This is a genomic window from Amycolatopsis echigonensis, from assembly GCF_014174495.1.
GTDB lineage: Bacteria > Actinomycetota > Actinomycetes > Mycobacteriales > Pseudonocardiaceae > Amycolatopsis > Amycolatopsis echigonensis.
In genome coordinates, this window is the sequence record NZ_JACJHR010000072.1 from 12,291 (window position 1) to 33,799 (window position 21,509).

Sequence of the window (21,509 nt, forward strand, 5' to 3'; positions counted from 1 at the left end):
TTGTTCTGTGGTGCGGAATTGCGGGGCCGCCGCCGTCCGGGCGACGGATCATGGGCAGATCGCACGTTCGCCGAGAGAGGGACGATATGACCGACCACCGGACCGGATACGACGTGGTTGTGCTGGGCGCGGGCATCGCGGGTCTCACGGTCGCGCTGTCCGCCGTCGAGCACGGGCTTTCGGTGGCGCTGCTGGAAAAGACCGCGGCCGTCGGTGGCAGCAGCGTGATGAGCGGCGGCTTTTTCGCCTTCTCGGGCACCGACGAGCAGCGCGCGCACGGTGTCGGCGACTCGGCCGAGGCCTTCCTCAAGGACCTGCTGGAAGTCGGCGCGCACCGCAACGATCCGGCTCTGCTGCAGCAGTATCTCGATCACCAGCAGGACACCTACCGGTGGCTCAAGGCGCACGGGGCGGAATTCCCGGTGGTCGAGATCAGCTCCGGGCAGTCCTTCGCCCGCAGTCATCACACTCCGATCCGGACGCTCATCCCGGCGCTGGCCGAGCAGTTCACCGAGGCGGGGGGAACCTTGTTGTGCGCGTCCCGGGCCACGGAACTGGTCCGGGACGCCGGCGGCCGGGTCGGCGAGGTCGTCGCGGAGACGCCCGACGGCTTGGTCCGGTTCGCTGCGCGGCGGGGTGTGGTGATCGCGTCGGGCGGGTTCAGCCGCGGCGAGGAGCTGCTGGCGGTCTTCGCCCCCGACCAGCTGGCGGCGATTCCCTACGGCGGACTCGGGAACACCGGCGACGGGCTTCGGATGGCGTGGAAGCTGGGCGCAGGCATGGCGGACATGTCCGCGGTGTGCGGCACTTACGGTTCGCACCCGGACACCGGGATCGAGTTCCACGAATTGCTCACGGCCTACTACCTGGGCGCGATCATCGTGAACACCGCCGGCCGGCGGTTCGTCGACGAGTCCATCTCCTACAAGTCCCTCGGCGCGGCGTGCCTCGCCCAGCCCGAAGGCCTCGGATTCCAGGTGTTCGACGCCGTGGTCCGGGCCCGGTCGCATCCCGGCGTTCCGCTCAACGACATCGGCATGCTCGAAGAGATCGGGCACGTCCACCGGGCCGGCACGCTTGAAGGGCTGGCCGAGGCCGCGGGAATCGACCCGGCCGGACTGGTGTCGACGGTCGAGCGCTACAACGCGGCGGTCGCCGGCGGCGAGCCCGACGAACAGGGACGGACCGGGCTTGTCAACGGCGTGGGGGAACTGGTCCCGGTAGTCGAGCCGCCGTTCTATGCCTACCCGGCGAAGACGCTGATGACTACCACCTACTGCGGGGTGACGATCGACCCGCACGGGCGGGTGCTGGACGTCGACGGCGCCGTTATCCCCGGGTTGTCCGCGATCGGCGAGGTGACCGGCGGTTTCCACGGTGCGGCGTACATGACTGGAACTTCGCTGGGGAAGGGCGCGGTGTTCGGCCGGATCGTCGCCGCGCGGCTGGCGGCGGAAGCGGCGGCTGCTGCCTGAGCACCGGCTATTGCCGGAGGTGCGCGGCGAGCTCGCTGGAACACAGGCGGAGCGCGTCCAGCAGCCGGTCCTCGACCGCGGGTTCGCGTTTCGCCGGATCCCTCCGCACCCGGGCGAGCGGTGCCGAGACGGCGAGTGCGCACAACGGTTTGCCGTCCCTGCCCTCCACGGTGACAGCGACCGTGTACAGACCGAGGTCGGTCTCGGAGGCGTTGATCGCATAACCGTTCCGCCGGACGTCCGCCAGCTCGCGCAGTAGGGCGTCGGTCGTGCGGAGCGTGTGGGGCGTCAGCGCTTCCAGTTCGCTGCCGAGCATCTTCCGGATCTCCGTGTCGGGCAGCTGCGCGAGCAGGATCTTCCCGGCCGCTGTCGCGTGCACCGGCACGGTCCTCCCGACGCTGCTGGCCACCCGCACCTGCCGGGTCGACTCGACGGCCAGCGGAAACCTCACCTGCCGCCCCGTCCGCACCGCGATGTGCACCGTCTCGCCGGTGGAATCGCGCAGGCTGGCCAGATGGTCCGGCGCGACCTCGAGGCAGCGCTCTAGCTCAGCGCCCGGCCGTCCCAGCACGATGCCGGGGCCGAGCAGGTATCGCCGCGTGTGCGGGTCCTGTCGCAGAAACCCTTCGGTCCGCAGGGTGCTCGCGATCCGGTGCGCGGTCGAGGGGCTGATCTGGAGTTCCTTGGCGAGGTCGGTGATGGCCGTGGCGTCGCGGCCTTCCAGCAGGCGCAGCAGGGCCAGCCCGTTCCGCAGGGTCTTCAGCTCGCTCATGACCTGCAGTATTCCACATAGAGGGACACTTGACGACAGTATTCCATTATGCGGTGTCCGCGGGTATGCTGCGATCAGCGCGCGGAGCTGGAACGGCGCGATATCAAGTGCAAAGGAGCATTTGAGGTGGTCACCACACGTCGCATGCGCATCCGGGGCTCGCGATGACCCTGTTGTCCGTGGATCGCACTCTCGAGATCATCGACATCCTCGTCGACCGCGGGGAGGTCGGCGTGTCAGAGGTCGCGGAGCAACTGTGTGTCGCGCCGTCGACTATTCACCGGGTCCTAGAAACGTTGGGCCGACGGATGTTCGTCGTGCAGGACGAAGACACCAGGCGGTACCGTCCGGGCCCGCGCATGGTTGCCATGTCCGCTGAGATCGAGCTGGTCGCGAGGTCGCGGCGGCTCGTCGAAGCGCTCGGGCGAACGACCGGGATGACCGCGCACATGTCGGTGCTCGACGGCCCGGACGCCCGCTACATCCACCACTGGACGCCGAAAGCGCGAAGGGCGATCGGCAACAGGGTGGGCACGAGAATGCCCGCGCACGTGACCTCAGCGGGCAAGGCACTGCTTTCGTTTTCGACCCCCGAGCAGATCCGGAAGATGTTCCCGCACCGGTCGCTGCCGAAGCCGACCCCCGCCGCGATCGGCGACCGGCAGGCGCTGCTGGAGGAACTCCAGACCGTGCGCCGGGTGGGCTACGCGAGGAACGTGCAGGAATCCGAGCGCGGAGTCGTCGGATTCGCCCGCCCGGTCGCGAACTCCGGCGCGCTCGTGGCGATTTCGGTGAGTGCGTGGCTGACGGACTTGCCGCGCTGCGGCCGCGATTCGGAACGAGAGAAGCGGATCGCCGACGCGCTCTTCGAAGCGGGCCGCGGCCTGCAGAGTGTCTACACGCGACACTGACGCGAGCCGCCGTCAGCCGTTGGGCAGGATGACCGCACGGCCCGCGACCTGAGCGTTGCGCAGGTCGTCCAACGCCGTTTCCGCCTGGTCGAACGGGTAATGGGTCTGCGGGAGGTCGATCCGGCCGGCCGCCGCCAGTGCGACGACGTCCTCCAGATCGGCCCGGGTGTATCCGCGGGTGTTCTCGAAGCGCGAGTTCCGCGGCATCCGTTCCCAGCCGAGTGTCACTTCCGCGCCGCCGATGCCCGCCACGATGATCCGTCCGCCCACCCCGATGGCATCGAGCGCCGCGGTCAAGGTTGCTGTGCTGCCTACGAAATCGAGCACCACGTCGACGGTGCCGTTTCCGAAGTCCCGCATCGCGGCCGCCGTTTCGCCGCCGAACAGGTGCAGTTCGTCGGCACCGTACTGCCGCGCGAATTCCAGCCGCTCGCGCACATTGTCGATCGCGAGCACGGACGCACCGGTGAGCTGCTTGAGGAACTGGACCGCGTATCCGCCGAGACCGCCGATTCCGAGCACCGCCACGGTGCTGCCGGGCCACAGCGATTCTTTCGCGTTCATCACCGCATGGAAGGAGGTGGCGGCGGCATCGCCCAGCGGCGCGGCGCGGCGTGGAGTCAGCTCGCCGAGCGGAACCAGGTGGATCGCTTTGGCCAGCATGTACTGGGCCAGCCCGCCATCGAGCCCGACCCCGTAGCCGACGTGCGTCATCCGCTGGCACTCGTGATCGCGGCCGCGGAGGCATCTTCCGCAGGCCCCGCAGGCGTAGACCGCCGACACGAGCACCGGATCGCCGACCTGCACGCGTTGCGCTCCGGGCCCGAGCGCCACGACGACGCCGGCGATCTCGTGGCCCAAGGTGAAAGGCGGCTGGGGCCAGTAACCTCCTGCGCTGGACAGGATGTTCAGGTCGGTGCGACACAGTCCCGCCGAGTGCACCTCGAGCAGGACCTCGTCCGGTCCCGGCTCGGGTACGGCCACCTCGGTGAACCCGCTCCGGCCCCAGTCCGTGATCCGATAAGCCTTCATAGCGCCGGGCGATGCCGCCCTACCCCTCTCCCGCGAAAGAGTCCCTGACTCGTCGCGGCCAGCGTGACACCGGCACGGGGCTTCGGCACAGGCTTTCCGGAATGAGGAAAGGTCCTGCTCCGGCGGTGCGCGCGCGAATAACCTGCGGTTGTCCAGCTGAATTCGCACCTCCGGGGAGAGCAGTGGAAACCACCGAAGCATTGCTGCGGGAGACCGCGGATCGCCTCGCGATCATGGAGGCGAAGGCCGCGTACTGCCGCTATTCGGACTACCTCGACGTCGAGGGAATGCTGTCGGTGTTCACCCCCGACTGCGAATTCCGGTACGGCCCTGACGAAGACGTCATCGTGGGCCTCGACGCGATCCGTGAGTGGTACCACCGCGAAGTGGACCGCACCGTGGCGAGCCTGCACCTGGTGGCCAACTTCGAAATCGATTTCGTCTCGCCGGACCGCGCGAATTCGCGGTGCGCGCTGCATTCCTGGAAACGGTTCAGGGACCAGCCCGAAGACCGCCGCCGCTACGTCCACTACGTGGAGCAGTGGGTGCGGACCGGTGCGGGCTGGAAACAGGCGCGGCTGGAATACCAGGTCATCGGAGAGACGGGTACCGCGGAAGCCCGCGGTCGCGAGCACCTTGGGGGAGACCATGCAGCTTGAGGGAACCAGGATCATCGTCGCCGGCGCGGCCCACGGAATCGGGGCGGGGACATTCCGCGCATTCGTGGCCGAAGGCGCGCAGGTCGCCGTGCTGGACATCAAGGACGATCTCGCGCGGGAGGTCGTCGAAAAGGCCAATTCAGACGGCCCGGGACAGGGCCGCTATTACCATTGCGACATCACCTCGCGGCAGGAAGTCGAATCCGTTTTCGCGGAGGCGGTTTCCTGGCTCGGCGGGCTCGACGTGCTCACGACGGTGGCCGGCATCCAACGGCGCAAACGTCCCGAGCAGTTCACCGACCAGGACCTCGACGACGTGTTCGGGGTGAATGTCGTCGGGACGATCCACACCAACCAGGCGGCTTTCGAGCACCTCCGCGAATCCGGCGGGACGATCCTGAACATCGGTTCCGACGGCGGCCTGATCGCGATGCCCGGCATCGCGGCCTACGCCGCGTCGAAAGGCGCGGTGATGTCCTGGACCCGCGCCACCGCCGGAGAGTGGGGAAAGCACGGCATCCGGGCCAACTGCATCGTCCCCGCGATGAAAACCCCGATGACGGACGCGGGCGGAGCGGACGGCCGCTCCGTGTACTCCACGGTGCCGCTCGGCGGCGAATTGGGCGACGTCGACGACGACCTCGGTCCGGTGATGGTGTTCATGGCCGGGCCTGGCGCCCGTTTCATCACCGGGCAGCTCATTTCCGTCAACGGCGGCCTCGCGATGGTCCGGTGAGCGATCGGTGGGCGGCAAGGCGCAAGGCGAGAGAAAGGCTGGAGGTATGAGCGAGCAAACGAACGTCGAGCTGGAACTGCAGGTGGCGGGACGGGAGGCGCTCGCCGAGAACGTCGTGGGGCTGCGCCTGCGACACCCGGACAACGCTCCGCTCCCGGAGTGGACCCCCGGCGCGCACATCGACCTCGTGCTCGACGACGACCTGGTCCGGCAGTATTCGTTGGTGGGGCCGGTTTCCGACGCCTTCGAGTGGCGGATCGGCGTGCTCATCGAAGCCGACGGCCGGGGCGGATCCCAGCACGTCTTCGAGAACCTGCACCCGGGCACGCCGGTGCGAGCACGCGGCCCGCGCAACCATTTCGAGCTGGCTCCGGCCGAGGAGTACCGGTTCATCGCCGGGGGAATCGGCATCACGCCGCTGACCGGCATGCTCGCCGAAGCCGACCGCGCCGGAAAGCCGTGGACGCTCACCTACGGCGGCCGCACTGCCGCTTCGATGGCGTTCGCACAGGAACTCCGGGATCGTTACGGTGATCGCGTCACGCTCGTCCCGCAGGACGAGCAGGGCCTGATCGACCTGGCCTCGCTCATCGGCGAACCGGCCGAGAAGACGCTGATCTACTGCTGCGGTCCCGCACCGTTGCTCGAAGCCGTCGAGGCTGCCGCGGCGAACTGGCCGCGGGACTCGCTGCGGTTCGAGCGGTTCACCCCGGCGGAACCGGCCGATTCCGGCTCGGACGAGGCATTCGAGGTCGAGCTCGCGCTCAGCGATCTCGTGCTGACCGTGCCGCCCGGCAAGTCGATCCTGGACACGGTCGCCGAGGCCGGGATCGACGTTCTTTCCTCGTGTGCCGAAGGAATGTGCGGGACCTGCGAGACCCCACTGCTGGCCGGGGAGGCCGACCATCGCGATTCCGTTCTCACGCCGGAGGAAAAGGACGAGAACGGCTCGATGATGATCTGCGTGTCCCGCTCGAAGGGAGCCCGCCTCGTCCTGGAGTTGTGAAGCCTCCGGGCGAGCGAGACATCAGCCCGTACCGCAAGAAAGAAGCGATCATGACGTCGACCAGCAACCCGCCGAGCGCGGTCCCCGTGAGCGACTACGATCCGTTCACGGCCGAGGCGCTCGCCGATCCGATCCGCTACGACGGCGAACTGCGCGAGTACGCCTCGATCGTCCACCTGGCCAAGTACGACGTGTACGCGGTGACGCGGCAAAGCGAACTGCGCCAGGTGGGACGGGACCGCAAGAAGTTCTCCAGCAGGTCGCGCGCCTTCGCCGACCCGTCGCCGTTCAAGCCGCCGCTGATGCTCATGCAGGATCCGCCCGAGCACACTGCGATCAAGAAGCTGGCGCTCGAGCTGTTCTCGAAGGAAAACCTGCGCACGCTGGACGAGACCTTCCACGAGGAGGCCGAGCGCCTCGTCGCCGGGCTGCTGACCGCGGACTCGGTGGAACTGGACGCGGTCGAATCGATCGGCACGAAATTCATCACGAAGGTGTTCCTCGACGCGCTGGGTGCTCCCGAGGAAGGGCGTGAGCTGCTCAAGCATTTCGCCGATGCCGCACTCAACTCGACGGCGCCGAAGAACGACCTCTACTACCGCAAGCACGCCATCGGCGCGCCCGCGCTCGAGTGGGTCGAGCGCAACACCAAACGCGAGACGGCCGGCGAACACGGCTGGGGCAAACAGATCTACACGATGGTGGACGAGGGCAGGCTGAGCGAGGAGGACGGCGAGCAGCTCGTCAAGCTCATCTTCGCCGCCGGTTTCGACACGACCGTCGGCTCGATCGTCAACTCGATCCGCGCCTTCGCCGACAACCCGGAGCAGTGGGCACTGCTCAAGGCGAACCCAGATCTGCTCGGCAATGCGATCGAGGAAGTCCTGCGGTACTACCCGCCGGTGCGCTACACCGGACGCGTCGCCGCGGCGGAGTCCGAAGTGGACGGACACCTCGTGCCCGAGGGAGCCCCGATGATGATGATGTGGCTCAGCGGCGGCCGGGATCCGCGGTTCTGGGAGAACCCGGACGTCTTCGACATCCGCCGGGAGAACGTCGCCGGGCACATGACGTTCGGCGTCGGCATCCACGCCTGCCTCGGCCAGCACATCGCGCGGATGGAGACCCGGGCCGTGCTGACCGCCATGCTGGCGCACGTGGACAGCCTGGAGTCGGCCGGGGTGCCCGAAGTGTCCGACAACATGCAGGGCTTCGGCTTCACGAAGGTGCCCGTGCGGCTGTTCGCCGCCGGCAAGCACTGAATCAGAGGGAAGTGATCATGACCGCGCCATACCGCCCCACGCTCATGTTCGAGGTCTACCGCTGGGCAGGCACCACCCCCGAGCAGTTCCGCGAGCACTACCGCGAGGTGCACGCCCAGCTGGGCAAGAAGATTCCGGGCGTCGTCTGGTACGAGACGTTTCTCAACGAGCAGCCGACCTCGACCTGGCAAGCGCAGGAGCGGCCGCGCCCCGACGCGTACGTCATCATGAAGTTCGAATCGGAGCAGGTCCTCGAAGCCTTGCGCGAGACCGACGAATGGCGGATCGCGAAGGACGACGACATCGGCTTCGCCAGCCACTCCTTTTCCCAGCGCGTCGAGCGGATCACCTGGATCGCCGACGCCGATCCGGTGATCGTCGACGGATATCCGGAAAACTGACCCGGCCTAGGGCGGCCCGCGGTGAGGAACAAACCGGCCTACAGCGTCGAATCGGTGGACCACGCCCTCCGGTTGGCGGTCCTCCTGCAGCATGAGGGCCCGCTGCGGGTTTCGGAGGCAGCGGAGCGGCTCGGGGTGGCCCGTTCGACCGCACACCGTCTCCTGGCGATGCTGGTGTACCGCGATTTCGCGGTGCAGACCGGGGATCGCCGCTATCAGGCGGGCGGGGTGCTGCGGCGGCCGACGGCCACGGAACCGGCCGCCACGCTCCGGTCGGTCGCGGTTCCGCACCTGCGGGAACTGGTGGACCGGGTCGGGGAGACGGCCAACCTGATGGTGCTGGCCGGCAGGCAAGTGCGGTTCGTCGTCTCGGTCGAATGCGGGCAGATCCTCCGGGTCGGCGACCGGGAAGGCAAGATGCTGCCGGCCCACCTCGCCTCCGGCGGACGGGTGCTGCTGGCGCGGCTGTCCGGAGACGAGCTGGACGGCCTGTTCGGCGCGAATGCCGAGTACGCCGGGAACACCTACGAACTCGACGAGGGGACCCCGATCGACCGGCGGAACATGCACCGCGCGCTGGGGCAGATCAGGAAGCAGGGCTTCGCGGTGAACAACCAGGCGACTGAGATCGGGGTGACCGCGATCGGGCACGCCGTGGGCCAGGTCAACGCCGCGGTGTCGCTGGCGCTGCCTACTGCCCGGTACGCGCAGCAGGACCTGCCTGGGTATGTCGAGGCGCTCCGGATCGCCGCTGGTCGGATCGAGCATGAGTTGCGGGTCGCGGGCCAGGGTCTCGCCAGCTGATTGGCTACGAGACGGCGGGCGGAAGCAGCCCTCGCTGACGGCCTCGAACGAGGTCAGCATTTGTGTGCGCAGATCCGGTCGAGCATGGGCAATCCCGCCAAATACCGAAGCCGCGAGCGAACCAACCGCGATCGGCTGGGACACCTCGTGGAGATCGGCAAGGCGGCAGGTTCCACATTCAGCAGGCGCGCTCGACCAGGCGGTTGTCTGTCGTGAGCACTGCGCATGTGCCGAGGCCGCGGCTGGCATCCCGAAACTTCTCCCGCTGTGTCTTTCTTGAGACGGTCCGAGCCGACGTGCGCGGCGGCCGGGTCGTCGTCGCGGAGGCTGCGCGACCGGTCGACCAGAGGCTTTTTGGTTCGACGCGGGTCGCTTGGGCGAACGTGCGGCATGGAAATGGTGAGCTATGTCTGTATGGCCGTTGCCGTCGAACACGGCATCAACCAAACGATCGGTAGGTACACCGGCTGCGGTCGTGAGCACGCAATCTGAGCTGTGCGGCGAGCTCAGCTGTGCTCGACAGTGGCTGCTTGCTAGCTAGACCGCAGCTCGGCTGACTTCCCTGCCGCCTCTTTCGCTCCCGTCGCAATGCGAGTAACCTACCAATCGTTTGGAAAGGAAGGAGCCGCGCGTGACGGTAGACAAAGTCGTCCCCTCCGCCGAGGCGGCCGTCGCCGACATCGGCGACGGTGCGACGGTGATGATCAGCGGCTTCGGCCCGCCCGGTCAACCGGATGTGCTCATCCAAGCCCTGCTCGACTCGGGCGTCGGTGACCTGACGGTGATCAACAACAACGCGGGCGCGGGCGGCAAAGCGATCTCGGAGCTGTTTGCGGCGAAGCGGGTGCGCAAGGTGGTGTGCTCGTTCCCCAAGGCGATCGGCTCCACGGTTTTCGACGAGCTGTACCTCGCCGGGGAGATCGAGCTGGAGCTGGTGCCGCAGGGCACGCTGGCGGAACGGATCCGCGCTGCCGGGGTCGGTGTGGCCGGGTTCTACACGCCGACCGGCTACGGCACCGAATTGGCCGAGGGCAAGGAAGTCCGGGTCTTCGACGGCCGCCCGCACGTGTTCGAACGGCCGCTCTTCGCCGACTTCGCGCTCGTCCGCGCGCACCGCGCCGACGCGCACGGCAACCTCGTCTACCGGAAGACCGGGCGCAACTTCGGGCCGTTGATGGCGTCGGCCGCCGAGGTGACCGTCGTGGAGGCAGGGGAGATCGTGCCGGTCGGAACGCTCGATCCGGAGGTCGTGGTGACCCCGGGAATCTACGTCGACCGAGTGGTGCTCGGAACGGAGGAGGGACGATGAGCTGGTCGCGGCACGAGATCGCGGCGCGGGCCGCGCGCGATATTCCGGACGGCGCCTACGTGAACCTGGGGATTGGCATGCCCACGCTGGTGGCCGATCAGGTGCCGGCGGGCAAGCAATTCATCCTGCACACCGAGAACGGCATGCTGGGAATGGGGCGCGCGGCGGCCGAGGACGAGATCGACCCGGACCTGATCAACGCGGGCAAGATCTACGTCACCGAGGAACCCGGCGCCGCGTACTTCGACCACGCCGAGTCTTTCGGGATGATCCGCGGCGGCCACCTCAGCTACTGCGTGATCGGCGCCTACCAGGTGTCGCAAGACGGGGACCTCGCGAACTGGCGGACGACGTCCTCGACGGTGATCCCCGGCGTCGGCGGCGCAATGGACCTCGCGGCGGGTACCCGGCACGTCTTCGTGGCCATGGACTTGTTCACGCGATCCGGCGAGTGCAAGCTCGTCCGGTCGTGCAGCTACCCCTTGACCGCCACGCGATGCGTGGAGCGGGTCTACACCGACCACGGCGTGTTCGAACCGGCTCAGAAGGGTTTCCGGGTCGTTGAACTGGCGGACGGCGTCGCGATCGAGGAGCTTCGCGAGCGCAGCGGCCTTGATCTCGTCGACGCTGTCGCGGCGTGACCGAAGAAGGGAGTGCCATGACGGCGACCAACGCGGTCCCAGTGTCCTGGGGCGGGCGAGCCTGGGAAGGGCAGACTGCCTGGCCTGACCGGACATCGAAGGCTTACGACCTCGCGGTGCGGCTGGAGGTGGGCATGACCCAGCACGCCGCGCACGAACGTTACGGGTACCGGCTCGTCAAGAAGCACGGCGATCACAACTACCCGAAGGGCATCTCGGCGGCGATGGAGCTGATGTCGATGCCCGGCCATTGCGGCACCCACGTCGACTCGCTGGGGCACGTTTCGGTTGACGGCTGCATCATCGGCGATCGCGACATCACCGCGTTGCAGTCCGAAGAGGACGGGGTGCCGATCGGTTCGGTCGAGGAGCTGCCTCCGCTGGTCGGCCCGGGGCACCTCGTCGACGGAGAAGTGCTGTTCGGACGCGAGATGACGAATCGCGACGGCTTCGGCGCGCGGGAACTCGAGGAGTGGTTCTCCGGACGACCCGAGCCTCAGCCTGGTTCGATCGTGCTCTTCCGCACCGGCTTGATGAAGCACTGGGAAACTCCGGACCGCTACCTCGGCACCGGCGTGGGACTGCCCGGAGTATCGCTGTCCGGCGCCGAATGGCTGTCCTCACGGGGGATTCTGGCCGTAGGCGGGGACACCGCGAGCTTCGAGCACAAGCCGGAATGGACAGTGCCCGCGCTCGACGTCCACGTGCACTTCCTGGTGAAGTCCGCGATCCCGATTATGGAGTCGGTGTACCTGGAGGGGCTGGCAGCGGACGGCGTATACGAGGAGTTCTTCTTCGTGGCTTCGCCGCTGCGCATCAAGGGGGGCACCGGATCGCCTATCCGGCCGCTCGCTTTCGTATAGGCGGCGCGGAGAACGGATCTCGACCGTATGGTCAGCACAGCCGGTGCCGGAGGTTTCCGCGGCACCGGCTGTGCCGTGTCTGGACGTTGCCCGTCACCCTCCGAGCAGTCGCCGGACTTGGTGCCGGGCGACCTTCTGGCTGTGGGTCATCGGCAACGATTCCACGAACCGCACGACGGTCGGCTTCTTGTACCCGGCGAGGAACCGCAGGCAGTGCGAGATGACGTCCTCGGCGGTGAGCACCGCACCCGCCGCGGGCACCACGGCAGCCGCCACGGTCTGGCCCCACCGGGGATGCGGCAGGCCTACGACCGCGCAGGCAGCGACTCCGGGCGCGGTCAGGATGACCCGCTCGACCTCGCTGGGGTAGACGTTCATCCCGCCCGAGACGATCAGGTCAGTGCGGCGGTCGGCGATCCGCACGTAGCCGTGGGGATCGATGGTGCCCAGGTCGCCGGTGCGGAACCAGTCCTTCCGGAACGCGGCGTGCGTGGCCTCGGGCTGCTGCCAGTAGCCGTCGGCGAGGCAGGGCGAGTGCACCCACAGTTCGCCGACGGTCGTACCGTCGCACGGCGCGGGTTCGCCGTCCGCGTCCGCGACCAGCACCTGAGTTTCGGCGACCGGGCGGCCGACGGTGGTGAACAAGGCATCCCCGAGGACAGCGACGTCGGCGGGGCTCGTGACGGTCATGAGGCCGCCCGAATTCTCGGTCATGCCCCATCCCTCGATCAGGCGCGTTCCAGCTGCGTCGCCGAGTTGCCGCAACGCTTCCGGCGACGCCTTCGACGCGGAATGCAGCAACGTGGTCAAGCTGGCCCACTCCGAAGGATGCGAACGGATCGCCTCGGTGAACTCGCCGAGCAAGGGCGAGGGAGCGTAGGTGAACGTCGCACGGTGCTCTGCCACCAAAGCCGTCAGCGAACCCACGTCCCATCGACCGGGGAACACCACAGTTCCGCCTACGTAGAAGTGCGTGAGCACGTGTGCGGGCACCACAGCGACGAAGGACATCGATCCCGTCATCGCCGCTACGCTGCCGAGCGGCAGCCGATACGACAGCGCGTTGATTCGCGCCAGGTTCAGCACCGAGCCCTGGGTTAACCGAGCGCCCTTCGGCCGTCCGGTCGTGCCGCTGGTGTAGCCGAGGATGAACAGATCCGCCGAATCCGGCTCCGGAAGCGGCTTGGTGGAACCGGCTTCGAGGAAAGCGCGGTAAGCCCGCACTTCCGCGGTCGGCAGCAGGAGAAGGTCGTCGATCCCGGGGATTTCGGCGACCTTCTCCTGTACTGCCGGGCCGAAGACGAGCGCTTTGGCGCCGGAGTCGGTCAGCACGTGCTCGGCTTCGGCGGCGGTGTGGCGGACGTTGACCGGTGCCACGACCAGTCCCGCCAGCGCACACGCCGCGTACAGCACGACGTGGTCCGCACCGTCTTCGAGCCAGACGGCAACCCGGTCGCCCGCCTGGAGCCCGTTCGCACGGAGGGCGTTCCCGAGCTGGGTCGCGTCGTCGGCGAGCTGGCGGTAACTGAGCCGTCGTCCGTCGGGATCGATCACCGCGACCCGCCCGGGGTGCCGGATCGCGCCGGAGGTGATCAACTGCGCGACAGTTCGCAAAGGCGCGGGCATGGTGCGCTCAGTCGACGGCGGCGAGCGTGCGGAAGCGGCTTCCGTGGAAGACCAGGGGAGCGGTGTCCGGATCGGCGCGCAGTCCGTGGATCCGCAGCAGGGCGATCGCGTGGTCGCCGGCGGGAAGTTCGCGCTCCACGGAACAGTCGAGCCAAGCTGTCGCGCCGTGGAGGTAGATCGCGCCGTCGGCCGTTGCCTCCCATGACACGCCGGCGAACCGATCACCATCCTTTTTGGACAGCTTGAGGCATTCCGTGTCGTGCCCCTCGGCGAGGACGCTGACGCCGAGGCGAGTCCGCGGCCGGAGCTTGGGCCACGTCTCCGAAGTGTGCTGTACGCAGACCGACACGAGCGGCGGATCCATCGACACCGAGGTGAACGAGCTGGCGGCCATGCCGGTCGGGACTCCGTCGATGAGTGCGCACACGGCCGTCACGCCGGACGGGAAACAGCCGAAAGCCCGTCGCAAGGTGCGGGCGTCGCCGGTGAGCGGTTCGAGCTGGATCATCGTTGCCTTCCAACACATCAGGGATCGGTCAGAGTTCTCCGGCGAGGACGGCGCCGCGCAGGCCCGCCCCGGTGAACGGTTCGTAGCGGTGCACGTGGAAGCGCCAGGCGCCTTCTTCGTGCCGGAACTCGTCGAGGTAGCGGCCCAAGGTCACCAGCCGGACCGAGTCCTCGGCCACCGTCACGGCCTGGACGTAGGCGGTGCCGGACGCCGTGTCGCCAGACCCGTCGTCGACGCTCACGGACGACACCAGATGACGGATCCCGTTCGGGGTCCGGGCCTCCGCGACCAGGCCGGCGATGGCGGCACGTCCGGTCACCGGTTCGGCGCCGGGTGCGCGGAGGAACGTCGCTGTCGTCGTGAACAGCTCTCCGAACTCTTCTCCGCGACCTTCGTCGAAGCAGTGCGCGTACCGCCCGTACAGCTCGGCGATTTCTGCTCTGGTCACCGTTCCACCGTCACTTCAACAGGGCGCCCGCGTCAACGGGAAGCGGGACGCCGGTGATGAAGCGCGCCTCGTCGGAGACCAGGAACAGCAGGGCGTTGGCGATGTCTTCGGGCTGCACCCATGGAGTGGGCAGCACCTGCAAGGTGCGCGCGGCCTCCAGGAAATCCTCCTGAGTCGGATTCTCCAGATCCGGGCGGAACATCCGCCAGGTCGCCTCGTTGTCGGCCATCGGCGTGGCCACCTGCGTCGGGTGGATGCTGTTGACGCGGATGTTCTCCGGGCCGAGTTCGAGCGCAAGGGATTTGGTCAGGCCGACGACGCCGTGTTTGGACGTCACGTAATGCGGGATGTTGGCGAAGGGATGCAGGCCGGCGACCGAGCTGGTGATCACGATCGCGCCGCCGCGGCCTCCGGCCTGGATGTGCGGGATCGCGGCCCGGCAGGTGTGGTAGGCACCGTTGAGGTTGATGTCGATCATGTCCTGCCACACGGAGTAGTCCATGCCGGACGCCGTGGTGGGCGCCGCGGCGATACCCGCGTTGGCAGCGACGATGTCGAGCCTGCCCAGCTCCTTGACGCCCTCGTCGACCACCGCCGTGAGCGTCGCGAGATCGCGTACGTCGGCGACCGCCGTGATGATCCGTTTGCCCAGGGCCTCCACGGCTTTCGCCGTCTCCGCGAGTTCCTCGCGGGTGCCGCCCGGGTAGGGCACTCCCGGAATGTCCTCGCAGATGTCGACGGCGATGATGTCCGCGCCCTCGCGGGCCAGCGTGACGGCGTGCGCGCGGCCCTGGCCGCGCGCGGCTCCGGTGATGAAGGCGACCTTGCCTTCGACCCGTCCAGCCATGGTCATGAGCTCCTTTGCCGGTCGATGGGCGAACGTTCGGCACCGGACAGCAGGTGTCCCAGCCGGTCCTGCTTGGTCCGCAGATAGCGGATGTTGTGCGGGTTGTGGCTGACCGGGAGCATGACCCGGTCGGCGATCTCCAGTCCGTAGCCCTCCAGCCCGCCGTACTTGGCGGGATTGTTGGTGATGAGCCGGAGCCTGCGGATGCCGAGATGGCCGAGGATCTGGGCCCCCACGCCGTAGCTTCGCGAGTCGACGGGCAGCCCTTGGGCCAGATTCGCGTCCACTGTGTCCAGCCCTTGCTCCTGCAATGCGTAGGCGCGGATCTTGTGGCCGAGCCCGATTCCCCGGCCTTCGTGGCCGCGCAGGTAGACGACGGCGCCGCAACCCTCTTCAGCGATCGCCTGCAGCGCCTGTTCGAGCTGGGCGCCGCAATCGCACCGCAGCGAGCCGATGATGTCGCCGGTGAGGCATTCGCTGTGGACCCGGACCAGCGCGCCGTGCTCGGCGCGGCCCGCGGTGGCGACGTCGCCGAGGACGAGCGCCAGGTGCTCAGTGCCGTCGAGCCGGGAGCGGTAGGCCACGGCGCGGAAGTCGCCGAACACCGTCGGCATCGCCGACTCGCCGACCTGCTCGACAAGTTCCTCGGTGGCCCGGCGATAGCGGACGAGATCGGCGATCGCGAGCAGCGGCAAGTCGTTCTCCGCGGCGAAATCGGCGAGCGCCTCGCCGCGGAGCATCTCCCCGTCGTCGCCGACCAGTTCGCTGATGACGCCGACGTTCGTCCGTCCGGCGAGCCGGAGGAGGTCGACGGCCGCCTCGGTGTGCCCGGCACGGACCAGCACGCCGCCTTCCCTGGCGCGCAACGGGAACAGATGCCCCGGACGGCGCAGATGTTCCGGCTGGACAGCGGGATCGGCCAGCGCGCGGCAGGTCAGCGCCCGGGCCGTCGCCGAAACGCCGGTGCCGGCGTCGAGATGGTCCACCGAGACGGTGAAGGCGGTGCCGTGGGCGTCGGTGTTGTTCTCGACCATGGGCGGCAGGCCGAGCGCGTCGGCGCGGTCGCCGGTCATCGGCGTGCACACGATTCCGGTCGTGTGCCGCACCAGGAACGTCATCTGCTCGGCGGTCACGCTGTCCGCGGCGAGGACGAGGTCTCCCTCGTTCTCCCGGTCGTGGTCGTCGACGACCACGATCATCTGTCCTGCGGCGAGCGCCGTGACGGCCCGCTCGACCGCTTCGGCTGGGGTGGTGCGCATCGGGAAACCTCCTTGTTCCGCCGGGCCGGCTCGTCAGCCGCGGAAGTGTGCGATGGCCTGTTTGAGGCCGATCTCCTTGACGAGTTCCTGCAATTCGGTCACGTCCGGAGTGGTGTGGATCAGGGCGTCGGTGTCCGCGCCCATGCCCGCTACGGTGAGGAACCCGTTCATCTCCTGCACCCGGTTGATCGCGAGTTTCTTCATCCGCAGGATCGACGCGGGAGTCTTCGCGATGGCCAGGGCCAGTTCGCGCGTGTGTTTCTCCAGTTCGGCGGCCGGGACCGCGGCGTGGGCGAATCCCCATTCCGCGGCGGTGCGTCCGTCGATGCGGCGGCCGGGCACGAACGACATCTCCTTCGCGCGCTGCGGTCCGACCTGGAACGACCACAGGGGCGAGATGAAGCCCCCGCCGAGCGGGATCGCCGGCGACGCGGCGATCTGGGTGTCGTCGGCTACGACGGTGATGTCGCAGAACAGTGCGAGCTGGGTGGCTCCGGCCATGCAATAGCCGTGGATCTGCGCGATGACGGGCTGCGGGTGGCGCCAGATTCTGGTGAAGCGGTCGATGTAAGCGGCTTGCCGGTCGCGGTCGGCCACCGAGCTCCGCGAGTGGGCGTCGCCGATCTCCTCGGACTCGCCGGAGACGTCGTAGCCCGCCGAGAACGCCCGGCCCGCTCCGCGCAGGACGACCACCCGCGCGTCCGACTTCTCCAGGTCCGCCAGATGCGCGGCGAGTTCGTCGAGCATGCGCATGGACAGCGCGTTGAGCCGGTCCGGCCGGTCGAGGGTCAGCCAGGCGATCGGCCCGTCGCGCTCAACGCGCACCTCGGCCGAGGGGGTGGTCGCTGTTTCGTCGCCCTGGGACACCGGTCCTCCTCGTCTCCACGCTGTGACTCTAACAACCTACCGGTTGGTTGGCTATCTTTTCAAGACTTGCCTGGCATCATAAGTTGTGGATGAACGCGCTTGCATTGACGAAACGTCGCGCATGTTCGTAATCTACCTATCGATCGTTTGGTTAATGGGAAGGTGAGGTGGCGATGACGCCGTCCGAGCGAGGGGAGCTGTCGCGGTTCTCCGACGACGCCGAGCAGTGGCTCGCCGACGCCGTGCCCGAGCGCTGGCGGAGCCAGCGGAACTCGCTGTCGCCCGCGGAGGTCACCGAGGTGCGCCGCGAGTGGGACAAGCAGCTGTACCGAGGCGGTTACGCCGGTCTTTCGCTGCCTCGCGAGTACGGCGGGCAGGGGATGGGGCTGGCCGAGGAGGTCGCCTTCCACGAACTCGCCGCCCGTGCGCACGCTCCCGAGGGCTTCGGGCGGATCGGCAAGATCCTGACCGCGCCGACCCTGATCGCGCACGGGACGCCCGACCAGCAGGCGCGGTTCCTGCCCGGGATCCTCTCCGGCGAGGACGTCTGGTGCCAGGGCTTCTCCGAGCCGGGCGCGGGCTCCGACCTCGCCAGCGTCTCCACCACCGCGCGGCGCGACGGGAACGGCTACCGGGTCACCGGCCAGAAGATCTGGACCAGCTTCGCCGACGTCGCCGATCGCAGCCTGTTCCTGGCCAGGACCGACCCGGACGCCCGGCGTTACCGCAATCTGTCGATGCTTCTGCTGGACATGAAACAGCCCGGCGTGACCGTGCGGCCGATCAAGCAGATCTCCGGCACGTCGCACTTCGCGGAGGTCTTCTTCGAAGACGTGTGGGTGGGCGAGGAAGACCGGCTCGGCGGCGAGGGCGAGGGCTGGAAGGTCGCGATGACTGTGCTCCAGAACGAGCGCGGCGCGATCGAAGGCATCACTCGTTACGTGGAGATGCGCGGGGACATGGACCTGCTGCTGCGATGCTGTGCGGCAGGCACCGAGCGCGCTGCCGTGGCCGAGCAGTTCGACGTGCGGCTCGAACTCGTCCGCTGGCAGGTGAGCAAAGCAGTCGAACTGGTCGACGATCCCGTGGCGTTCGCTCGTGCGACGTCGGTGCTGAAGGTGACCTGGAGCGAACTCTGGCAGGAGATGACCGAGTTCGCGATCGTGGGCTCGTGCCCGGAGCACCAGGCCCACTGGCGGCACCAGTACCTGGAGACCCGGGCGTCGTCGATCTACTCCGGCTCGTCGGAGATCCAGCGCAACATCATGGCCGAGCGGGTGCTCGGCCTGCCGAAGTGAGGGACCATGACACAGTTGATCGTCGGCAAGATCGGCGCGTTGGCCGCCGAGGGCATCCGGGACCTGCTGACGCGGTCTCTCGGCGGCGAACCGATCGCCCGGTACACCGAGCAGCGCCTGCTGGAGTGGGCGACCTTGCGGGAGGGCGGCTGGGACGAAATCGGGGTGCCCGAGGAGGCGGGCGGCGCCGGCGCGACGTTGCGCGACCTCGCCGAAGTCTCGATGACGTGGGGCGAATTCTGTGTTCCCTTGCCGCTCGTGGTCACGCTGGCTGCCAAACGATGGTCGCCGGTGGCGCGTGAGCATCCCGGCCCGGTCACTGTGTCGGTGCTGTCTCCTGTCGCGGGTCCGCTGGTCCCGTACGGAAACGAGCCGGGTATTCGCGTGCTGGCCGGACGAAACGAGTTTCTGGAATCCAGCAATGATGGTGTCGCGGATCCGTTCTCGCTGACCATGCAGCCGGTCGCGGTCGAGGGCAGCACCACCTTCGATCCCGTTGCCGCGCGCGAACTCGCGGTGCTGTGGGCGGCTGAGGCGGTAGGCGCGGCGAAGCGCTGCCTGCGCGACGCCGTGGCGTATGCCAAGGAGCGCAAGCAGTTCGGTGTCCCCATCGGCAGCTTCCAGGCCATCAAGCACCGTGCCGCGCACATGCTCGAGCTGACCGAACGTGCCGAGACCGCCGTGCTGTGGGCTGCTGCCGACGACTTCCGGGAGGGGGCCGAATCGATCGGCACGCGACGCCTTGTTCTGCACGCACTCGCCACCTCGCGCGAGGTTGTCGAAAGCGCGATCCAGGTCCATGGGGGAATGGGCTTCACCTGGGAGATGGGACTGCACGTGTACCTGCGCCATGTTGTCGCACTGCGAGAACTCGTGCAGGGGCTGTTGCCGGCGTAGGAAATCGTGGCGGTGCCGGTTCCGCGCTTGCGGAACCGGCACCGACGTGCCTGGAAAGCCTTGTGTGACAACAAAAACGGCTCCCGGGAGTGCGCTACCGCAGTGCGCGCTCCCCGGAGCCGTTTTTGGTGGTGCTCAGCCGTAGTCGTGGTACTCCACGAGCAGCCCGTCGCGCACGGTCAGAAACGTGCCGAGGTCGAGGCTGACGGTTTCGCCCGCCGCCGCCCAGCCGGGCACGTCGGCAGCGGCCTTGCCGCCCCAGGTGTGCTCGACGAAGACGCGGTCGCCGGCCTGGGCGATGCTGCGCCGGTTCGTGAACGCCTTGTCGGGGAAGAGTTTCCCGTAGGTCTCGAACAGTTCCAGCGCGGCCGGCTTGCCTTGCACGTCGACGCCGCGGTTGTGGTGGACCAGCCGGACGTCCTCGGCGAGGAGGGCGCCGATCCGGTCGAGGTCGCCGCTGTTGTAGGCGTCGACGTAGTCCTCGGCGAACTGGAGCAGGTCGTCCTTGTCCGTAGTGGTCATGCTTACTCCTCGGAGTCAGCGGGAGGGCGTCCGTCCGGGGATGGACGGCCGGGAGCAAGTTAACAAACATACGGTAGGTTGACAAGAGTTGACCGACGGGACTGCTGAGGATAGACCCGTGTTGACTGGGAATGAAGCGGCCGATACGCTATCCAAACAGTCGGTTGGTTGGCCCATGTCCCACCGGCCCGGCACCACTTGCTTCCCTTCGCTGGCGGGAAGCGCGTCCACAATCGGCAAAGGAGCTAATCCGTGCACGCTGCTGTATTCCAAACCCCGTTCATGCCGCCGACGCGCTCGGCGCGCGAGGTGTTCAAGTGGGCGGTCGACCGGGCGACGGTCGCCGACCAGGTGGGTTGCACCGAGTACTGGGTCGGCGAGCACGCGACCCAGTCCTGGGAGTGCATCCCGAACCCGGAGATGGTGCTTTCGGCCTGTGCGCTGAACACCGAGAAGATCATCCTGGCCCCGGGTGCGCACCTGCTGCCTTACCACAATCCGGCGTCGCTGGCGATCCAGATCGCCTGGCTGACGCAGGTGCTCGAAGGCCGGTACATCCTCGGGGTGGGCGCGGGCGCCTACCCGGCGGACGGAACGCTGCGCGGGTTCACCGACCTGTCGAAGAACCACAAGATGCTCAGCGAGGCCATCGAGCTCATGGAGCGGATCTGGAAGGGCGAGCCCTTCCATCAGGAGGGCGAGTTCTTCAAGGCCGGCTTCCCGGAAGAGGACCCGAGCCACCCGTTCCGGAAAATGCTGCCGTACGGCGGGAAGGTGCGGATGGGCGTGACCGGGCTGAGCGCCAATTCGCCGTCGATCCGGTTCGCCGGCGCGCACGGTTACCTGCCGCTGTCGGTCTATTCCGGCACCGCGTTCGTCAAGAACCACTGGAAGGTCTACTCCGACGCCGCCGCCGAAGCCGGTCGCCCGGCCGAGCGCGAGGACCACCACGTGGTGCGGGACGTCTTCGTCGCCGACACCGACGCCGAGGCGAAGCGTCTGGCCAAGGAAGGCGGCATGGGCAAGGCCTGGGCCGAGTACCTGCTGCCGGTGTACAAGCAGTTCGGCATCATCGACGGCCTGGCCGAGGGGACCGGCGTGGACTCCGCCGACATCGACCTCGACTTCCTCGCCGAGCACGTCTGGATCTGCGGAAGCCCGGACACGGTGGTCGCGAAGTTCGAGGAGTTCCAGGAGACCGTCGGCGGTTTCGGCACCAACATGATCTACGACTACGACTACCTGGACGACCCGGCGCCGTGGAACGAGTCGCTGCGCCTGCTCGCTCAGGAGGTCGCGCCTCGCGTGAAGCTGCCGAGCGCCGCGCAAGGCTGATGACGTGCCGGACGCGAGGGGTTTTCCCGTG

The 21,509-nt window shown here is 68.0% G+C and carries 23 protein-coding genes; 14 read left to right on the forward strand and 9 right to left on the reverse strand.

Features of this window, described 5'->3' with window-relative positions; all coding sequences use genetic code 11:
* Positions 1–50 precede the first annotated feature (50 nt).
* Complete coding sequence (locus H5411_RS35330) at positions 51–1,475, forward strand: FAD-dependent oxidoreductase (RefSeq protein ID WP_183126315.1); 1,425 nt, start codon at positions 51–53, stop codon at positions 1,473–1,475.
* 7 nt (positions 1,476–1,482) lie between these two features.
* On the opposite strand, the gene H5411_RS35335 is transcribed toward H5411_RS35330, so the two are convergent.
* Complete coding sequence (locus tag H5411_RS35335) at positions 1,483–2,247, reverse strand: IclR family transcriptional regulator (protein ID WP_183126316.1); 765 nt, start codon at positions 2,245–2,247, stop codon at positions 1,483–1,485.
* Between the two features lie 179 nt (positions 2,248–2,426).
* On the opposite strand from H5411_RS35335, the gene H5411_RS35340 reads away from it, so the two are divergent.
* Entirely contained in the window at positions 2,427–3,158 is a 732-nt protein-coding gene (locus H5411_RS35340) for an IclR family transcriptional regulator (RefSeq protein ID WP_183126317.1), read from the forward strand.
* Between the two features lie 12 nt (positions 3,159–3,170).
* On the opposite strand, the gene H5411_RS35345 is transcribed toward H5411_RS35340, so the two are convergent.
* Positions 3,171–4,190, reverse strand: a complete 1,020-nt coding sequence (locus H5411_RS35345) for an alcohol dehydrogenase catalytic domain-containing protein (protein WP_183126318.1) — start codon at positions 4,188–4,190, stop codon at positions 3,171–3,173.
* A gap of 182 nt (positions 4,191–4,372) precedes the next feature.
* Here H5411_RS35345 and H5411_RS35350 point away from each other — a divergent pair, with 182 nt between their 5' ends.
* The 9 genes from H5411_RS35350 (at position 4,373) to H5411_RS35390 (ending at position 11,871) form a co-directional block, all read left to right on the forward strand.
* Entirely contained in the window at positions 4,373–4,849 is a 477-nt protein-coding gene (locus H5411_RS35350; RefSeq protein WP_183126319.1) for a nuclear transport factor 2 family protein, read from the forward strand.
* On the forward strand, positions 4,839–5,585 hold the full coding sequence (locus H5411_RS35355; protein WP_183126320.1) for an SDR family NAD(P)-dependent oxidoreductase: 747 nt from the start codon (positions 4,839–4,841) through the stop codon (positions 5,583–5,585). The genes H5411_RS35350 and H5411_RS35355 overlap by 11 nt, the downstream gene beginning before the upstream one ends.
* A gap of 46 nt (positions 5,586–5,631) precedes the next feature.
* Positions 5,632–6,591, forward strand: a complete 960-nt coding sequence (locus tag H5411_RS35360) for a PDR/VanB family oxidoreductase (RefSeq protein WP_183126321.1) — start codon at positions 5,632–5,634, stop codon at positions 6,589–6,591.
* A 50-nt stretch (positions 6,592–6,641) separates the two neighbouring features.
* Entirely contained in the window at positions 6,642–7,853 is a 1,212-nt protein-coding gene (locus H5411_RS35365) for a cytochrome P450 (protein ID WP_183126322.1), read from the forward strand.
* 17 nt (positions 7,854–7,870) lie between these two features.
* Positions 7,871–8,254 carry an EthD domain-containing protein gene (locus H5411_RS35370; RefSeq protein WP_183126323.1) on the forward strand — a complete coding sequence of 128 codons (384 nt, stop codon included), beginning with the start codon at positions 7,871–7,873 and terminating at the stop codon, positions 8,252–8,254.
* A gap of 21 nt (positions 8,255–8,275) precedes the next feature.
* The gene (locus H5411_RS35375) at positions 8,276–9,058 is read left to right on the forward strand and encodes an IclR family transcriptional regulator (RefSeq protein ID WP_183126324.1); all 783 of its coding nucleotides are present in this window, start codon (positions 8,276–8,278) and stop codon (positions 9,056–9,058) included.
* Between the two features lie 631 nt (positions 9,059–9,689).
* Positions 9,690–10,367 carry a 3-oxoacid CoA-transferase subunit A gene (locus H5411_RS35380; RefSeq protein ID WP_183126325.1) on the forward strand — a complete coding sequence of 226 codons (678 nt, stop codon included), beginning with the start codon at positions 9,690–9,692 and terminating at the stop codon, positions 10,365–10,367.
* Positions 10,364–11,008: a 3-oxoacid CoA-transferase subunit B gene (locus H5411_RS35385; RefSeq protein ID WP_183126326.1), complete on the forward strand. Its 645-nt coding sequence runs from the start codon at positions 10,364–10,366 to the stop codon at positions 11,006–11,008. The genes H5411_RS35380 and H5411_RS35385 overlap by 4 nt, the downstream gene beginning before the upstream one ends.
* Before the next feature lie 17 nt (positions 11,009–11,025).
* Complete coding sequence (locus tag H5411_RS35390) at positions 11,026–11,871, forward strand: cyclase family protein (RefSeq protein ID WP_183126327.1); 846 nt, start codon at positions 11,026–11,028, stop codon at positions 11,869–11,871.
* A gap of 93 nt (positions 11,872–11,964) precedes the next feature.
* Here H5411_RS35390 and H5411_RS35395 read toward each other — a convergent pair whose 3' ends face one another.
* The 6 genes from H5411_RS35395 to H5411_RS35420 are packed head-to-tail and all read right to left on the reverse strand — an operon-like array spanning position 11,965 to position 17,426.
* Positions 11,965–13,497 (reverse strand): class I adenylate-forming enzyme family protein, encoded by a 1,533-nt coding sequence (locus tag H5411_RS35395; protein WP_183126328.1) that lies wholly within the window; start codon positions 13,495–13,497, stop codon positions 11,965–11,967.
* Positions 13,498–13,504: 7 nt separating this feature from the next.
* Positions 13,505–14,005 (reverse strand): flavin reductase family protein, encoded by a 501-nt coding sequence (locus H5411_RS35400; protein ID WP_183126329.1) that lies wholly within the window; start codon positions 14,003–14,005, stop codon positions 13,505–13,507.
* A 28-nt stretch (positions 14,006–14,033) separates the two neighbouring features.
* Positions 14,034–14,453 carry a nuclear transport factor 2 family protein gene (locus H5411_RS35405; protein WP_183126330.1) on the reverse strand — a complete coding sequence of 140 codons (420 nt, stop codon included), beginning with the start codon at positions 14,451–14,453 and terminating at the stop codon, positions 14,034–14,036.
* Between the two features lie 10 nt (positions 14,454–14,463).
* Entirely contained in the window at positions 14,464–15,300 is an 837-nt protein-coding gene (locus tag H5411_RS35410; RefSeq protein ID WP_183126331.1) for a mycofactocin-coupled SDR family oxidoreductase, read from the reverse strand.
* Between the two features lie 2 nt (positions 15,301–15,302).
* Positions 15,303–16,559: a bifunctional 3,4-dihydroxy-2-butanone-4-phosphate synthase/GTP cyclohydrolase II gene (locus H5411_RS35415; protein ID WP_183126332.1), complete on the reverse strand. Its 1,257-nt coding sequence runs from the start codon at positions 16,557–16,559 to the stop codon at positions 15,303–15,305.
* A 33-nt stretch (positions 16,560–16,592) separates the two neighbouring features.
* Positions 16,593–17,426: an enoyl-CoA hydratase-related protein gene (locus tag H5411_RS35420; protein ID WP_183126333.1), complete on the reverse strand. Its 834-nt coding sequence runs from the start codon at positions 17,424–17,426 to the stop codon at positions 16,593–16,595.
* A 173-nt stretch (positions 17,427–17,599) separates the two neighbouring features.
* Here H5411_RS35420 and H5411_RS35425 point away from each other — a divergent pair, with 173 nt between their 5' ends.
* A complete protein-coding gene (locus H5411_RS35425; protein ID WP_183126334.1) occupies positions 17,600–18,724 on the forward strand; it encodes an acyl-CoA dehydrogenase family protein in 1,125 nt (374 codons plus the stop codon).
* Positions 18,725–18,730: 6 nt separating this feature from the next.
* Positions 18,731–19,621: an acyl-CoA dehydrogenase family protein gene (locus tag H5411_RS35430; protein ID WP_183126335.1), complete on the forward strand. Its 891-nt coding sequence runs from the start codon at positions 18,731–18,733 to the stop codon at positions 19,619–19,621.
* Between the two features lie 135 nt (positions 19,622–19,756).
* On the opposite strand, the gene H5411_RS35435 is transcribed toward H5411_RS35430, so the two are convergent.
* The gene (locus tag H5411_RS35435) at positions 19,757–20,143 is read right to left on the reverse strand and encodes a nuclear transport factor 2 family protein (protein ID WP_183126336.1); all 387 of its coding nucleotides are present in this window, start codon (positions 20,141–20,143) and stop codon (positions 19,757–19,759) included.
* Positions 20,144–20,395: 252 nt separating this feature from the next.
* Between H5411_RS35435 and H5411_RS35440 the strand changes: the two genes are divergently transcribed.
* Positions 20,396–21,478: an LLM class flavin-dependent oxidoreductase gene (locus H5411_RS35440; RefSeq protein WP_183126337.1), complete on the forward strand. Its 1,083-nt coding sequence runs from the start codon at positions 20,396–20,398 to the stop codon at positions 21,476–21,478.
* Positions 21,479–21,509: the final 31 nt, after the last annotated feature.

What these genes read in the sequence shown, in the direction of transcription:
- H5411_RS35330 (WP_183126315.1), top strand. Translation starts at nt 51, where the DNA reads ATGGGCAGATCGCACGTTCGCCGAGAGAGGGACGATATGACCGACCAC.
- H5411_RS35335 (WP_183126316.1), bottom strand. Translation starts at nt 2,247, where the DNA reads ATGAGCGAGCTGAAGACCCTGCGGAACGGGCTGGCCCTGCTGCGCCTG.
- H5411_RS35345 (WP_183126318.1), bottom strand. Translation starts at nt 4,190, where the DNA reads ATGAAGGCTTATCGGATCACGGACTGGGGCCGGAGCGGGTTCACCGAG.
- H5411_RS35355 (WP_183126320.1), top strand. Translation starts at nt 4,839, where the DNA reads ATGCAGCTTGAGGGAACCAGGATCATCGTCGCCGGCGCGGCCCACGGA.
- H5411_RS35360 (WP_183126321.1), top strand. Translation starts at nt 5,632, where the DNA reads ATGAGCGAGCAAACGAACGTCGAGCTGGAACTGCAGGTGGCGGGACGG.
- H5411_RS35365 (WP_183126322.1), top strand. Translation starts at nt 6,642, where the DNA reads ATGACGTCGACCAGCAACCCGCCGAGCGCGGTCCCCGTGAGCGACTAC.
- H5411_RS35370 (WP_183126323.1), top strand. Translation starts at nt 7,871, where the DNA reads ATGACCGCGCCATACCGCCCCACGCTCATGTTCGAGGTCTACCGCTGG.
- H5411_RS35385 (WP_183126326.1), top strand. Translation starts at nt 10,364, where the DNA reads ATGAGCTGGTCGCGGCACGAGATCGCGGCGCGGGCCGCGCGCGATATT.
- H5411_RS35390 (WP_183126327.1), top strand. Translation starts at nt 11,026, where the DNA reads ATGACGGCGACCAACGCGGTCCCAGTGTCCTGGGGCGGGCGAGCCTGG.
- H5411_RS35395 (WP_183126328.1), bottom strand. Translation starts at nt 13,497, where the DNA reads ATGCCCGCGCCTTTGCGAACTGTCGCGCAGTTGATCACCTCCGGCGCG.
- H5411_RS35400 (WP_183126329.1), bottom strand. Translation starts at nt 14,005, where the DNA reads ATGATCCAGCTCGAACCGCTCACCGGCGACGCCCGCACCTTGCGACGG.
- H5411_RS35410 (WP_183126331.1), bottom strand. Translation starts at nt 15,300, where the DNA reads ATGGCTGGACGGGTCGAAGGCAAGGTCGCCTTCATCACCGGAGCCGCG.
- H5411_RS35415 (WP_183126332.1), bottom strand. Translation starts at nt 16,559, where the DNA reads ATGCGCACCACCCCAGCCGAAGCGGTCGAGCGGGCCGTCACGGCGCTC.
- H5411_RS35425 (WP_183126334.1), top strand. Translation starts at nt 17,600, where the DNA reads ATGACGCCGTCCGAGCGAGGGGAGCTGTCGCGGTTCTCCGACGACGCC.
- H5411_RS35430 (WP_183126335.1), top strand. Translation starts at nt 18,731, where the DNA reads ATGACACAGTTGATCGTCGGCAAGATCGGCGCGTTGGCCGCCGAGGGC.
- H5411_RS35435 (WP_183126336.1), bottom strand. Translation starts at nt 20,143, where the DNA reads ATGACCACTACGGACAAGGACGACCTGCTCCAGTTCGCCGAGGACTAC.